This window comes from Amycolatopsis sp. La24 (genome assembly GCF_029087445.1).
GTDB lineage: Bacteria > Actinomycetota > Actinomycetes > Mycobacteriales > Pseudonocardiaceae > Amycolatopsis > Amycolatopsis nivea.
In genome coordinates this window covers 14,240-28,064 of the sequence record NZ_JARACH010000023.1, presented here as the reverse complement: position 1 = coordinate 28,064, position 13,825 = coordinate 14,240, and the positions used below count along the sequence as shown (strand labels likewise).

At 66.8% G+C, this 13,825-nt stretch carries 13 protein-coding genes; 7 read left to right on the top strand and 6 right to left on the bottom strand.

Annotated features, from left to right (window positions below; translation table 11 throughout):
• Positions 1-6: 6 nt before the first annotated feature.
• Positions 7-1,668 (bottom strand): circularly permuted type 2 ATP-grasp protein, encoded by a 1,662-nt coding sequence (locus tag PUT80_RS22220; protein WP_037808973.1) that lies wholly within the window; start codon positions 1,666-1,668, stop codon positions 7-9.
• A 166-nt stretch (positions 1,669-1,834) separates the two neighbouring features.
• Here PUT80_RS22220 and PUT80_RS22215 point away from each other — a divergent pair, with 166 nt between their 5' ends.
• From PUT80_RS22215 to PUT80_RS22205, 3 genes are read left to right on the top strand one after another with little or no spacing between them, the layout of a single operon-like run.
• Positions 1,835-2,749: an ABC transporter substrate-binding protein gene (locus PUT80_RS22215; protein WP_043831651.1), complete on the top strand. Its 915-nt coding sequence runs from the start codon at positions 1,835-1,837 to the stop codon at positions 2,747-2,749.
• Between the two features lie 23 nt (positions 2,750-2,772).
• Positions 2,773-3,732: an amino acid ABC transporter permease gene (locus PUT80_RS22210; RefSeq protein ID WP_037808969.1), complete on the top strand. Its 960-nt coding sequence runs from the start codon at positions 2,773-2,775 to the stop codon at positions 3,730-3,732.
• Positions 3,729-4,502 carry an amino acid ABC transporter ATP-binding protein gene (locus PUT80_RS22205; RefSeq protein ID WP_037808968.1) on the top strand — a complete coding sequence of 258 codons (774 nt, stop codon included), beginning with the start codon at positions 3,729-3,731 and terminating at the stop codon, positions 4,500-4,502. Before PUT80_RS22210 ends, PUT80_RS22205 begins: the two co-directional genes overlap by 4 nt.
• A 126-nt stretch (positions 4,503-4,628) precedes the next feature.
• Here PUT80_RS22205 and PUT80_RS22200 read toward each other — a convergent pair whose 3' ends face one another.
• From PUT80_RS22200 to PUT80_RS22185, 4 genes are read right to left on the bottom strand one after another with little or no spacing between them, the layout of a single operon-like run.
• Complete coding sequence (locus tag PUT80_RS22200) at positions 4,629-5,378, bottom strand: ESX secretion-associated protein EspG (protein WP_037808967.1); 750 nt, start codon at positions 5,376-5,378, stop codon at positions 4,629-4,631.
• A 27-nt stretch (positions 5,379-5,405) separates the two neighbouring features.
• Positions 5,406-6,635: a hypothetical protein gene (locus PUT80_RS22195; RefSeq protein WP_275293313.1), complete on the bottom strand. Its 1,230-nt coding sequence runs from the start codon at positions 6,633-6,635 to the stop codon at positions 5,406-5,408.
• A gap of 1 nt (position 6,636) precedes the next feature.
• Positions 6,637-7,218 (bottom strand): DUF3558 domain-containing protein, encoded by a 582-nt coding sequence (locus PUT80_RS22190; protein WP_238603759.1) that lies wholly within the window; start codon positions 7,216-7,218, stop codon positions 6,637-6,639.
• A gap of 27 nt (positions 7,219-7,245) precedes the next feature.
• Positions 7,246-8,007, bottom strand: a complete 762-nt coding sequence (locus PUT80_RS22185) for a hypothetical protein (protein ID WP_275293312.1) — start codon at positions 8,005-8,007, stop codon at positions 7,246-7,248.
• A gap of 117 nt (positions 8,008-8,124) precedes the next feature.
• Between PUT80_RS22185 and PUT80_RS22180 the strand changes: the two genes are divergently transcribed.
• Together PUT80_RS22180 and PUT80_RS22175 are read left to right on the top strand one after the other, a co-directional pair.
• Complete coding sequence (locus PUT80_RS22180) at positions 8,125-10,428, top strand: hypothetical protein (protein ID WP_037808961.1); 2,304 nt, start codon at positions 8,125-8,127, stop codon at positions 10,426-10,428.
• 17 nt (positions 10,429-10,445) lie between these two features.
• Positions 10,446-10,901: an SRPBCC family protein gene (locus PUT80_RS22175; RefSeq protein ID WP_275293311.1), complete on the top strand. Its 456-nt coding sequence runs from the start codon at positions 10,446-10,448 to the stop codon at positions 10,899-10,901.
• A 3-nt stretch (positions 10,902-10,904) separates the two neighbouring features.
• Here PUT80_RS22175 and PUT80_RS22170 read toward each other — a convergent pair whose 3' ends face one another.
• Positions 10,905-11,477 carry a hypothetical protein gene (locus PUT80_RS22170; protein WP_037809419.1) on the bottom strand — a complete coding sequence of 191 codons (573 nt, stop codon included), beginning with the start codon at positions 11,475-11,477 and terminating at the stop codon, positions 10,905-10,907.
• 169 nt (positions 11,478-11,646) lie between these two features.
• Here PUT80_RS22170 and PUT80_RS22165 point away from each other — a divergent pair, with 169 nt between their 5' ends.
• Both PUT80_RS22165 and PUT80_RS22160 read left to right on the top strand, forming a co-directional pair.
• Positions 11,647-13,476: a thioredoxin-like domain-containing protein gene (locus PUT80_RS22165; protein ID WP_275293358.1), complete on the top strand. Its 1,830-nt coding sequence runs from the start codon at positions 11,647-11,649 to the stop codon at positions 13,474-13,476.
• Position 13,477: 1 nt separating this feature from the next.
• The gene (locus PUT80_RS22160) at positions 13,478-13,810 is read left to right on the top strand and encodes a co-chaperone GroES (RefSeq protein WP_037808959.1); all 333 of its coding nucleotides are present in this window, start codon (positions 13,478-13,480) and stop codon (positions 13,808-13,810) included.
• Positions 13,811-13,825 lie beyond the last annotated feature (15 nt).

Sequence of the window (13,825 nt, the reverse complement as noted above, 5' to 3'; positions counted from 1 at the left end):
CCTCCCTCAGCTCTGTTGCTGCTGTTGTTGCTGCTGCGACGTGGACAGTTCCGGACCCTGTTCCGCGGCGACACCGTCCACAACGGACACGTCGCCGAGCGCGGGACGGTCGAGCTCCTGCTCCGACGTCGAGGACCGCGAAGCGAGCACCCAGGTGTCCTTCGAACCGCCGCCCTGCGACGAGTTCACCACCAGACTGCCCTCGGGCAGCGCGACCCGGGTGAGCCCGCCGGGCAGCACGAAGATTTCCTTGCCGTCGTTGACCGCGAACGGCCGCAGGTCCACGTGCCGCGGCGCGAGCCGGTCGTCCACCTTGGACGGAACGGTCGACAGCTGCACCACCGGCTGCGCGATCCAGCCGCGCCGGTTCGCGCGCACCTTGCGGCGCAACGCGTCCAGCTCCTTTTTGGACGCGTCCGGTCCGAAGACGATGCCGTATCCGCCGGAGCCCTCGACCGGTTTGATCACCAGCTCGTCGGCGTGCTGCATGACGTGGTCGAACTCGTCGGGCAGCCAGCAGCGGAACGTGTCCACATTGGGCAGAATGGGTTTCTCGTTCAGGTAGTAGCGCACCATTTCCGGCACGTAGGTGTAGACGAGCTTGTCGTCGCCGACGCCGTTGCCGACCGCGTTCGCCACCACCACGTTGCCCGCGCGGGCCGCGTTGAGGATGCCCGCGACGCCGAGCACCGAATCCGGCCGGTGGTGCACTGGGTCGAGGAACTCGTCGTCGATCCGCCGGTAGATCACGTCGACCTGGCGTTCGCCCTCGGTGGTGCGGAGGTAGACCACGTTGTCGCGGCAGAACATGTCGCGGCCCTCGACGAGCTCCACGCCCATCAGCCGGGCGAGCAGCGAATGCTCGAAGTAGGCCGAGTTGTAGACGCCGGGGGTGAGCACGACGACCATCGGGTCGGCGACGTTCGGCGCGGCCGCCGCTCGCAGTGCGCGAAGCAGGTGTGACGCATAGTCACCGACCGGCCGGACCCGGTGTCGCGCGAACAGGTCCGGGAACACGCGCGCCATCGTGCGCCGGTTCTCCATCACGTAGGACACGCCGGACGGGTTGCGGAGATTGTCCTCCAGGACCCGGAAAGTGCCCTCCTCGTCGCGGACGAGGTCGACGCCGGAGACGTGGATCCGCACGCCGTTGGGCGGTTTGATCCCGTAGGCCTCGCGGTGGAAGTGCTCGCACGAGGTGATCAGCCTGCGCGGCAGGACGCCGTCGCGCAGGATCTGCCGGTCGCCGTAGACGTCGGCGAGGAACGCCTCCAGCGCCCGGACACGCTGGGTCACGCCGCGTTCGAGCCGGGACCATTCGGTCGCCTGGATGACGCGAGGCACGAGGTCGAGCGGGAACGGCCGTTCCTGGCCGGACAGCGAGAACGTGATCCCCTGGTCCACCATCGCCCGGTCGAGGGCCTGCGAGCGGTTGGTGAGGTCGCTGGCGTCGAGGGCGGCGATCGAGCCGTACAGCGCTCGGTACGGCCCGCGGACCGTGCCGTCGGGCGCGAACATCTCGTCGTACGCGCCGGCGTGCGGCCGCTCCGGGGCGAGGTATCCGTCGAACTGCGCGCCGGGCCGGGCCGCGCGGCGGCCTTTCACCGTTCGCGCACGTCGTCCGGCTGGCGGCAGCCGGGGACCGGGGTTGCTGTTCATGGGAGACATCCTGACTTACCGCGCCGGACGGCCGTGACACCCGTCTTCCGGCAAGTCCTGTGCGAAACTTCCCCGTGACGCAGCAGTGCTGTGCATACCCGCTTCCGGGTGGCAATATGCCAGCTCTCAGCCCTTGAGAACTACGAGGAGTGACGAAGTGGCCCGAGGACAGCAAATGAAGGCGCTCGCCCTTCTCCCCGCTTTCGCGCTGGTCGGCATGACGATGGCGTGCGGCGCGGGCGGCAACGGAGCCGGCGGCACCGACGCCGGCGCCAGCCAGGCTCCCGGCGGCGAAGCGGCGCCGACCGCGCAGAAGGACGCTGCGCTGGCCGCGATGGTGCCCGCCGACATCAAGGCCGACGGCAAGATCGTGATCGGGCAGGACCAGACCTACCCGCCGAACGAATTCGTCGAGAACGGCAAGGCGACCGGCTTCGACGTCGACCTCGCCACCGCGGTCGGCCAGGTGCTCGGCGTGCAGACGGAGTTCCAGAACTCGGCGTTCGACGGCATCATTCCCGGTATTTCGGCGAAGAAGTACGAAATGGGCATCTCGTCGTTCACGATCAACGCCGAGCGGATGCAGACCGTCGACATGATCTCGTACTACAGCGCCGGCACCTCGCTCGCGGTGCTCAAGGGCAATCCGGACAAACTGTCGGTGGACGACCTGTGCGGTAAGAATGTGGCCGTGCAGAAGGGCACCACGCAGGTCGACGATCTCGGCAAGCGCAACACCGCGTGCACCAAGGCGGGCAAGCAGCCGATCAACATCACCCAGTTCCAGGCGCAGACCGACGTGAACCTGGCGCTGACCGCGAAGCGCGTGCAGGCCGAACTCGCCGACTCGCCGGTGATCGACTACGCGGTGAAGCAGACCGGCGGCCAGCTCGAGTCCGCGGGCGCACCGTACGACACCGCGCCGTACGGGATCGTGCTGCCGAAGGGCAGCGGCGAGTTCGGCAAGGCGATCCAGGGCGCCGTGCAGAAGCTGATCGACAGCGGAATCTACAAGAAGATCCTCGACAAGTGGGGCTTGTCGGGTTCCGGTGCCATCACCAAGTCGGAGATCAACCCGTCCGCTTCCTGACGAAACTGAGGACTTAGTTACTCGTGTCCACTCCCCCCGGCCCTGCCGATTCCTGGCAGGAGGTCGACACCACCCCGATCAAGGCGGTCCCGGTCCGGCATTACGGACGCTGGATCGCCGGCGTGATCATCGTGTTCGTCGCGTTCATCGTGATCCGCAGCGTCGTCACGAATTCCGCGTTGCAGTGGCCGGTCGTCGGCGAGTACCTCTTCGACGGCCGGATCATCAACGGCCTGCGGAACACGTTGCTGCTCACGGTGCTCTCGATGCTCATCGGCATTGTCGGCGGCGTACTGCTCGCGGTGATGCGACTGTCGCCGAACCTGCTGATGTCGGGCGCGGCGTCGATTTACATCTGGTTGTTCCGCGGCACGCCGTTGATCGCTCAGCTGGTGATCTGGAACTTCCTGGCGCTGGCGTACCCGAAGATCGGACTCGGCATTCCGTTCGGGCCGACCTTCATCAGCTGGGACACGAACACGCTGATCAACCAGTTCGTCGCCTCGTTGCTGGGCCTCGGCCTGAACGAGGCGGCGTACATGGCGGAAATCGTCCGCGGCGGTCTCCAGTCGGTCGACAGCGGTCAGCTGGAAGCGTCGTCGGCGCTGGGCATGAGCCGGGGCAAGACCTTGCGCCGGATCATCCTGCCGCAGGCGATGCGGGTGATCATCCCGCCCACCGGCAACGAGACCATCTCGATGTTGAAGACCACGTCGCTGGTCGTCGTCATCGGATACTTCGAGCTGTTCGTGTCGGCGCAGACGATTTATTCGCAGAACTACAAGACAGTCCCGCTGCTGATCGTCGCGGCGACGTGGTATTTGTTCATGACGTCGGTGCTGACGATCGTGCAGCTTTACATCGAGCGGTATTTCGCCCGCGGCACTTCACGGGCGACCGCACAGCGGAACAAGTGGGGGTCGCGAATGCTGGGCTTCCGCTTCGGCAGCGGCGGCAGCGGAAGCGGAGGTAGCGTCCAGTGACTCCCGTCGTTTCCGCGCAAAAGGTGTGCAAGAGCTTCGGCTCCCTGGACGTGCTCAAGGGCATCGACCTGGAAGTGCACGACCGAGAGGTGCTCTGCCTGATCGGCCCGTCCGGTTCCGGCAAGTCCACCCTGCTGCGCTGTATCAACCACCTGGAGAAAATCGACGCGGGCAGACTGTATGTCGACGGAGTGCTAGTCGGCTACCGCGAACGCGGCGGCCGGTTGCACGAGCTGCGAGACAAGGAAATCGCGGCGCAGCGCAAGAACATCGGCATGGTTTTCCAGCGGTTTAATCTGTTCCCGCACATGACAGCGCTGGAAAATGTCATGGAGGCCCCGGTCCAGGTCCGCCGGGAACCGAAGGCACAGGTCCGGGAGCGGGCCTTGGAACTGCTGGACCGAGTCGGCCTGGCAGACAAGGCCCGTTCCTACCCCGGCCAGCTTTCGGGTGGCCAGCAGCAACGGGTCGCCATCGCACGCGCGCTGGCGATGCAACCGAAGCTGATGCTCTTCGACGAACCAACGTCCGCTTTGGACCCAGAACTGGTGGGCGACGTCCTAGGCGTCATGCGCCAACTGGCGAAGGACGGCATGACGATGGTCGTGGTGACCCACGAAATGCAGTTCGCCCGCGAGGTAGCCGACAAGGTCTTCTTCATGGACGGCGGGGTTGTCGTGGAGTCCGGTTCTCCTGATGAGGTGATCGGGGATCCGAAGCATGAACGGACGAAGTCGTTCTTGGCTCGGGTGTTGAATCCGAACGCTTGAGGTTTGCGGAGGCCGCCCGGAGATTCTCCGGGCGGCCTTTTTTATGAGCGGTGTGCGGACTTCAGGTGGCGGATTTCCGGTGTCCAGCTGGGCAATGTAGAGAAGCTGTCAGCGGTGACGGGCGGGTCACCGTCCAGAACGCAGCTCGTTCTCCAACTGCTGCACCTTCTTAGCCATCTCCTGCGGCCCAGCCCCGGCCAAGCTGATCCATCCGGATTTGTCCACCCCGAACAGGATCCGCCCCTCCTCCATATCCGCCCACCCCGGCGGATTCTCGTTACGCCGCCGCTTCCCGCGACTGTCCCGGACCGCGACGTACAGCCGCCCAAAGTACGTATGCGGCTTATCTAGCCACTGCAATACCTGCTTGGCGTCCCGAACACTCGGACTCGTCCGCCCAGACGGCTGGCTGCCGCTCTTGACCAGATTGAGGTCCTCGTCGGAGCAGTTAAGCGAAAGAACCCGCGCAGCCGGAGCCTCCGGCAGCAGCGCGATGAACTCCCGAACCAACGTATCCGCCGAACACGGCGCGATGTACAACTTCTGGTTCACCGCAACAACAGTCGCCGCGTCCCGACCGCTCGCGGCGGCGCGCACCGTCCGCTCGCCACGCTCCGATTTCACCCACGAGTAGTACTCGACACCCGGCCGCTGCAACAGATGCATCGTCTCGACGAACTCGTCGCTGAGCCGTCCGCGCTGCATCAGACCGACATTGTGCAGCTCGCGGTCAGTGTCAGCCGCCAGTTGCCGCCTTTCCTCCGGCGAGTACCACAGAGCGCCGCGGACGAGCGTCGGGTGGATGTCGCCGAGGTTCAGGCGTTCCAGCAGCACTTCGAAGGTTTGCAGGCTCAGCTCAACGGGCTTGCGCAGCACCGGCTTTCCCTCCCCCTTGCCATTCCGCTAAGCCCCGATCACCGGCGGCGTAGGCCGATTGCCGTCGTAACCCCCGAAAATCGAATCCGGGTCTTCTTCGGCCAGCAGGATTTTGCGCTGGTGTTCCTCGTCCTCGGGGCCTTTGCCGCCCTTGCCGCCGCCGCCCATGCCGCCCATCCCGGGCTGCCCTTTCGCTCCAGCCGCACCAGCACCGCTCGCACCCGGCCGGGCCGCCCCTGCACCCTCGCCGAGCGCCCCGGCACCGGTACCGCCTCCGACACCCCGCGGTCCGGCACTGCTACCCGCGCCACCGGAACCGGACCCACCGGGCCCGAACCCGCCACTGCCACTCCCGCCAGCTGTCGGCCCGAAGCCACCACCGAACCCGCTGACCGGGCCGAAACCGCCGTTGAACCCGCCAGTCCCAGGATTCCCGCCGCCCGGCACCGAGGACGGCGGCTGCCAAGTGGGAGGCGTCGACGGAGGCGGCGTGGGATCGGCCCAAGCCGCCCTGGTGCTGTCATTCGGCGGCGGCGTAACGGGCGGAGTCACGACCCCGCCGTGCCCGGGCGGCGGAGGTGCCTGCATGCCAGCCGCGCCGGGAGGAGCGGAGTAGGTGCTGGGCCCGCTGCTGTAGCCACCGCCGTAGTTGTGCGACGAACCGCCACCGGACGAATGATGACCGATCCCGGAGCCGATCCGCCCGGTCGCGGTTCCAGGCGTCGAGGGATCCGGAGTGATGCCGGTCGCCGACACATTGGGATCATGCGCGGCCGGATAATCCGGAGCCAACGTGCTCTTGCGTGGCTGCGTGCTCTGGTAATAAGGCTCGTACAGTTCGACGTTGAACTTGGTGTCCGAATCGAACTGCGCCGCAGCCTTCTCGTCGTCGCTGGCACCGATCGAGACATAGTCAGACAGCTTCTGGTCGTCCGGCCGATCCTTGGCGACCTGCCGGGCATTTTGCTTGACGTACCTGAACGCGTCGGACTGTTCCTGCATGGAGCGGTGCGCCCGGTCCATGTTTTCCGCGGCGATCTGCGAACTCTGGATCAACGGCGTCAGCCCGGCGGCACCGGTCTCCGCGGCCTGTCCCTTCCAGAACGCGTTGAGCTTCGCCTGGCTCTCGGTCAGAGTCCGGACGACGTTTTCGTGGATGGTCTTGAGCCCGCTGGACGCGTCACGAGCACCGTCCAGAGTCGAAGTGTCGCCCGGTTCATGAGTCTTGGTGTAAATTTCCCATCCGCTGTAGGTCATGTCATTGACCCTTCAGATGCGTGATGGCGGCAGAGGCGATCTTGGTCGCCATGCCGCAGGAATCGCTGTAAACGGGACTATCGTGGCGAAGCTGAGCGATAACCGTGTACGTCACGTCGTCTCGGATGCCGACCGCGAGGTTGCAGGACCCCTCGGTTTCTCCGCCGTTGGCATAGACCACGGCGGGGTAGCCCAAGATCGGTGGCTGCGGTTTGAAAGTGGTGAGGCCGCCCCGGGAGTTCTGGATGTAGAGGGCGTTGACGCCTTGCTTGTTCGCGGTCACCACGCCGGCGCTGACGTTCCCGCCGCTGTTTTCGAAGATCCAGACGCAGGTGTTGCCGAGATTCGAGGTGTTGGTCCGGGAGTTCTTGACTTTGCTGGCGGCGCTTTCGACGGTGGCGGTGCTGACCGCGGAGCACGGATCGGTCTCGACTCCAGCGGTGTTGCTGATCGGCTGGTCGACCTTGGGAGCGAGATTCGCCGAGGAAGCGGGAGCGGTATCTGAAGGCGACGACGGTGCCGCGGTGCCGTTAGTCGGCCCGCCGCACGCTGTGATCGACGCGAGGGCGCCTGCGGTGATCATCGCTGCCAGGGAATTGCGGGGGCGCATTTAGTCAACCTTTCCAGCAGCACGGAGCTGGTCCTTGGCGTTCTGGTCGTTGTTCTGGTAAGCGGTGCGGATCTGCTTCAAGGTGTCCACATACGCTTGGATGTACTTGACCGCCCCGGTCAGAAAGTTGCTGTACGCCACTCCTGACTTGTTCGCCACGTCGGCATAGCCTTGACTTCCGACTTCTGCTCCTGGCGGGATGATCTGCGTCAGCATGCTGGCTTTTTCACTGGCGATCTGATGGTCGCCATCAAGGCTGTCTTCCAGGCTCTTGATGACCTCGTCGATCGCGGCCGGGTCGAATTCCCAGCCCTGGTTGCCGGACGCGGCGGCGAAGTCGGCCGAGGCCTGCTTCTTGCCCAGCGCCTCGTAGTCCGGCGGCGGAGGCGGCGGCGCGGCCGCGTTGGCTCCCGGGATAAACCCTGATCCGGGCGGAGGAGCGGTCGGGGCTGTCGAGATGATCTGGTTCTGGACGCCCTGCAGTCCGCTGTTCGTTCCGTCTGGCATGTCGTGCCTCCCCGCACGGGCCGCGGTTTCCTGGGTGCGGCCTACCCTCTGTTTCTGGTCAGCTTCGGGAAGTGACTCTAGCAGGCACGAACCGCTCAGGAAGGGGGTTCGGGCAAGATCGACCGATACGGGCACCCGCTTGCCGAATAGGACCTCGACCTGGGCAATCAGCCCGCGGCGTAGCCAAGAGACCGCTCCCTGGCGGATGAGCCCGACAGAGTGGACCACACCCCAGTGGATCAATTCGGTAATCATCCGCAAGCAGTCAGTGACCGCCAACAAGGACGACCGGGCACTACTCCGCCCGGCCCCTTGCCCATCCGCCGTTGATCCGATTCCCTGAGGGCCGACGATCGTGGGGAGAAGGGGCTCGTGCCGACCGATACGACCTTGCCGCCGCTTGATCCGTTTGCCGGGGTTCCCGACAAGCGGTACGAGGTGAAGGCCGCGGACCTGCTGAAACCTGGCAGCAGCGGCATCCTTCGCTGGAGACGGCAGGCCACCAACGCGCCGATCGTGCTGGTCGAGGACGCTTACATCACCGGCACGCTCGATCTTCGCGCCGCCGATCTCAATTTTCTCTTCCAATTCGAGCGCTGCCGGTTCGAGCATCCGCCGGACGTGCGCGAGGCGACGCTTCTCGGGCTCGTTTTCCGGAAATGCTGGCTTCCCGGACTGCGCGCGCGCAATTTGCGCAGCCGGAATGATGTGCGGCTCATTCGCAGCACCGTGGAAATCGCGGCGGACGAATTCGAGGTGGAGACGACCACCGTGCAGCGCGGGGACGATCGCGAGCGCGGGATGCCCAATGCCGCGGTCAATCTCACCGACGCGGTGATCGACGGGTCGGTCGTGCTCACCCGGACCACGATCAGTCATCCGCACGGCAAGGCGATCCAGGGCGACCGCCTGGTGATTACCGGGGCGCTGCTGGCTTATCGCATGGTCGCCAAGGGCGAGGTGCGGCTGCCGGGCATGCGGACCGGCGGTAACGTGAACTTTTCCGGGGCGACGTTCGACAATCCGGACGGCTTCGCGTTCAACGGGAACGGGCTGCATATTGGCGGCAGTCTGCTGTGCGAGGTCGACAATTACGGTCCGGCGAGTGAGCGGAAAAGGTTCTCCGCCAAAGGAGTTCTCTATCTGCCGAGCGCCACTGTGGACAGTGACATCGTCTTGCGCGAGGCGCGGCTGGAGGTAGACCAGCGGGGTCCGATCGTGATGGACGCGTGGAAGTCCGGGGATCCGTACCTCGATCCGCGACCGGCGTTGGTCGCGGATCGGCTGAAGGTCGACGGCAATCTCGAGTTGTCCGACGGGCTCCGGGCATTCGGCACCCTGCGGATGGTCAACGCGCGCATCGGCGGATCGCTCAGGCTCGCGGGCGCGGAAATCACCATGGTGCGCGGCCGTGCGACGCCATATTACGACCGCGCGCTCCACCTCGACGGGTCAACCATCGGCGGCGACATCGAGGCGACCAATCTCCGCGTGCCGATCGGGCAGTTGCGGCTCGCGGACATCACGGTCGGCGGCAACTTCCTCGCCTGGAATTCGATGTTCCTGCACCCGGGACGAGATGCGTTTTCCGCGCGCAGGGCCAAAATCTCCGGGAATTTTCAGCTGACGGACGCCACCGTGAAGGGCACACTGCGGCTTCAGGGCGCGGAAGTCGGCGGCAGCGTGAATATGTTCGGCACGTTGCTCACCGAGCCAGGGCAACGGAAATCGAGCAGTTTCTCCCTCGACATCCGTACCGCGCGGATCGGCCGCGACCTGGTGCTCACCGAGGACAAAGACCGTCCGTTCCTCGCTGAGGGCGGCGTGAACCTCGACGGCGCGCAGATCGCGCGAAGGCTCGACATGAACGGCGCGAAGCTCGGATCACTTGCCCCGCACGACATCGCGCTCGACGCCAGCGACGTCACTGCGGACGAATTCATCCTGTCTCCAGCCGAGCCGCCGACCGGTTCGGTGCGGTTGCGCAGGGCGCATTGCGGTGCGCTCGCCGACAACGAGGAGATCTGGAACGCCACCGACGGTCTCGAACTCGATGATTTCCGTTACGACGCCTTGAAACACGGCATCGCCCTCGATGACGACAAAGCGCTGGACCACCGGATCGAGTTGCTGCGCAAGGCAATGCGCGGCTACCGCCCGGGCCCCTACGACCAGCTCGCCGCGACCCTGCGCGCGGCCGGAAACGAAGAGCACGCCTCGACGGTCGCCCTGCGAAAGCAGCAGTTCCGCTACGAAGCGCTCGCCAAGGGCTTCAAGTTCTTCGGACCCGGCGTCCGCGCGTGGAGCTGGCTGCAACGGTCGATGGTCGGCTACGGCTTCCGTCCGGTGCGCGCGCTCGGCTGGCTGTTCACGCTGCTGGTGCTCGGCAGCCTCTGGTTCGGCCTCGGCAAGGACGACTGCGTCAACGACCACACCGGCCGCTACATGACCAGCGGTCCGCGCTGCCTGGTCAACCAGCAGGACTCCGGCCTGCAATGGAACCCGGTCATCTACACCGCCGACCTGCTGGTGCCGATCGTCGACTTCGGCAATAAGTCGCGCTGGTACATGCACGGCGCGGACAACTGGGTCGCGGCCGGGTTCACCGCGTCCGGCTGGATCCTCGCGACGACGGTCGCGGCGGGCGTGAGCCGGATGCTGCGCCGGGAGTCCTGATCGCATACTCTGGGTATGTGAGTCCTGATGCGACCGGTCAGATCGAGGTCAGCGCCGCTCCGGCGAAGGTGTACGCGCTGGTCAGCGACCCGGGCGCGCTCGCGGGGGCGGCCACCGAGTACTGCGGGCACCGCTGGCTCGGCGGCGCGACCGGCCCGGCCGTCGGCGCGAAATTCCGCGGCAGCAACCGGCGCGGGGTGCGCCGGTGGTCCACGACGGTCGTCATCACGGCCGCGGACGCGGGACGCCGGTTCGCCTTCGACGTCAAGCTCGGGCCGATCCCGGTCTCCCGCTGGGAGTACGTGATCGAACCCGTCGGCGACGGCTGCGTCGTCACCGAGAGCATGTGGGACCAGCGGCCCGGCTGGTTCACACCGTTGACCGTGGTGGCCACCGGGGTCAAGGACCGTTCGGTGACCAACCGCGTCAACATCGAGGAGACGCTCGCGCGGCTCAAGAGCGCGGTCGAGTAGCGCTCACTCCACGAACCGGGACCAGAACTCCACGACCTTGACGTTCGCGGGTTCCTCCCCCAGCGGCTCCCCGCCGAACTCGTGCCGCAGGTAACTGCGCAGGTCCCAGCCGTAATAGACCACGTCGGTCTGGTACACCGACAACACCGGATACCCGGATTCCCCCGCCGTCGCGGGCAGATACCGATGCCCGCACACCGGCACCAGCTGCGGCACCGTCGCCAGCTGCCGTCGCGCGACCGCCAGCGCGTTGCACATCGACCGCGGCCGGGCGCCCCATTCGGGCAGCCACAGGTCGTTGTTCTCCACGTCGTACAGGACGCCGTCGACCGGCCAGTCCAGGCGTTTGCGCAGCTGGTCCGGGTCGCCGTGGCGCCAATCGGGCCAGCGGTCGCCCACTGGCACCCCGGCGGTGAGGAAAATCCGGTGGTCGTCGGAAAAGGTGAACCCGAACTGGTCCTCGACGTCGCTCAGTTCGGCGGGCGTGAGGCCAGGCCGCAAGGGCTCGCCGAGATTCTGCTGCAGGATGCGGGCCTCCTCCACGGTGAAGGCTTCGGCCGGCTGAACGTGTGTCATGCCCGAAGCGTACGTAGCGCCGGCCCGCGTCCGCGCGCCCTTTTTCGCCGGAATGAACTCCCTCGCCGGGGTGAGGTTCTTCTCTCCAGCCGTGGTTGACGGAACACTGCGTGACCGAATGTAGTTCACTCCTCCCGTGACTTCCTCACCGCAAGCCCGGCAAGCCCGCGTGCGCGCGCCCGAGCTGACCGGCGACGTCTGGCTCAACACCGGCGGCCACCGGCTGACTCTGGCGCAACTGCGCGGACGCGTGGTGCTGCTGGACTTCTGGACCAGCGGCTGCATCAACTGCCTGCACGTGCTGGACGAACTCCGTCCGCTGGAACAGGAATTCGCCGACGTCCTGGTCACCGTCGGGGTGCACTCGCCGAAGTTCAGCCGCGAGGGCGAGCGCACGTCGATCGAGGCCGCGGTGCGCCGGTACGAGGTGCACCATCCGGTGGTCAACGACCCGAAGATGGAGCTGTGGTCGCAGTACGCCGTACGGGCCTGGCCGACGCTGGTCGTCGTCGACCCCGAGGGCTACGTCGTGCACGTCGCGGCGGGCGAAGGCCACGGCGAGGCGCTACGCCGCGTGATCGCCGACCTCGTCGCCAAGCACGAGGCGAAGGGCACGCTCCGGCGCGGCGGCAGCCCGTACGTGCCGGTCGAGGAGCAGCGCACGGAACTGCGTTTCCCCAGCAAGGCCGTGGTCACCGCAGGCGGGCGGATTCTGGTCGCGGACACCGGACATCACTCCATCGTCGAGTTCGCTTCGGACGGCGAGACCGTCATCCGCCGCTTCGGCAGCGGCGTGCGCGGGACGCAGGACGGGCCGTTCGACCTGGCCCAGTTCGCCGAACCGTCCGGAATCGCCTTGCTGCCCAACGAAGTCGCCGAGCGCGCCGGGTACCACGCGATCGTCGCCGACACCGCCGGACACCGCCTGCGCGGCCTCGACCTCAACACCGGCGAGGTGAAAACCGTTGCCGGAACCGGGAAACAGTGGCGCGACGGCACCGACACCGGCAAAGCGCTGGACATCGACCTCACCAGCCCGTGGGACGTCACGTGGTGGGCCCCGGCGGGCGGCGTGGTCGTCGCGATGGCCGGCAACCACACGCTGAGCGTCTTCGACCCGGTCTCCGGCGCCATCCGCCGGTTCGCCGGCACCACCGTCGAGGGCCTCCGCGACGGCGACGTGCACGAGGCGTTCTTCGCGCAGACGTCCGGATTCGCCGTGGACGGCCAGAAACTGTGGCTCGTCGACGCGGAAACCTCGGCCCTGCGCTGGATCGAACCGGCGGGCGAGTCGTTCACCGTGCACACCGCGGTCGGCACGGACCTGTTCACCTTCGGCCACGCCGACGGCCCGTCCGACCAGGCGCTGCTGCAGCATCCGCTCGGCCTCGCCGTGCTGCCCGACGGCCGGGTCGCGATCGCCGACACCTACAACGGCGCGATCCGCCGCTACGACCCGTTCACCCGCGACGTCACGACGCTCGCGACCGGGTTCGCCGAACCGCAGGGCCTGGTGCGCCACGACGGCGAGCTGTACGTCGTGGAGTCGGCGGGCAACCGGGTTACCCCGCTCGGGGGCAATGGCCAGGCGACCGCCGTCGCCGGCACGCGGCAAGCCGTGCGGCGGCCGCCGACCGTGCTCGCGCCCGGCGAGATCGAGTTCTCCGTCGTCTTCACCCCGCCGCCGGGCGAGAAGCTGGACGAGCGTTACGGGCCTTCGACGCGGCTGGAGATCACCGCGTCGCCGCCGGAACTGCTCGCCGACGGGGCCGGGGTCGGAACTGATCTCGTTCGGCGGATCAAGTTCGCCGAAGGCGCGACCGAAGGTGTCTTGCAGGTAGTGGCGCAGGCCGCGAGCTGCGACGACGGCGGCGAGCACCCGGCGTGCCGGATCACCCGGCAGGACTGGGGCGTTCCGGTGCGGTTCGAGAACGGAGGGGGGAAGTCGCTGAGCCTGATGATGGCGGGCGAGCCCAAGGCTCCGGCAACCGGTCAGTAGCATGGCTGGCGTGCCGGACACGCCCAAGCTCGAGATCCAGATGCTGCACGACCGCGTCCTCGTGCGGTTGTCGCAGGAGGAAGGCGAGCGCCGCAGCAGCGGCGGCATCGTGATTCCCGCCACCGCGCAAGTCGCGCGCAGGCTGGTGTGGGGTGATGTACTGGGTGTCGGCAACAGCGTGCGGAACGTCAAGCAGGGAGACCGGGTTCTGTTCAACCCGGAGGACCAGCTCGAGGTCGAGATCCAGGGCGAAGGCCATCTGGTGATGCGCGAGCGCGACATCCACGCGGTGGCCACGGAGCGGACCGAACACGGCACGGGGCTTTACCTGTAGCTCCCGTACCAGGGG

Coding starts and splice junctions, on each gene's coding strand:
- PUT80_RS22220 (WP_037808973.1), bottom strand. CDS start 1,668: ATGTCTCCCATGAACAGCAACCCCGGTCCCCGGCTGCCGCCAGCCGGA.
- PUT80_RS22215 (WP_043831651.1), top strand. CDS start 1,835: ATGAAGGCGCTCGCCCTTCTCCCCGCTTTCGCGCTGGTCGGCATGACG.
- PUT80_RS22195 (WP_275293313.1), bottom strand. CDS start 6,635: ATGACCTACAGCGGATGGGAAATTTACACCAAGACTCATGAACCGGGC.
- PUT80_RS22190 (WP_238603759.1), bottom strand. CDS start 7,218: ATGATCACCGCAGGCGCCCTCGCGTCGATCACAGCGTGCGGCGGGCCG.
- PUT80_RS22185 (WP_275293312.1), bottom strand. CDS start 8,007: ATGATTACCGAATTGATCCACTGGGGTGTGGTCCACTCTGTCGGGCTC.
- PUT80_RS22170 (WP_037809419.1), bottom strand. CDS start 11,477: ATGACACACGTTCAGCCGGCCGAAGCCTTCACCGTGGAGGAGGCCCGC.
- PUT80_RS22160 (WP_037808959.1), top strand. CDS start 13,478: ATGGCTGGCGTGCCGGACACGCCCAAGCTCGAGATCCAGATGCTGCAC.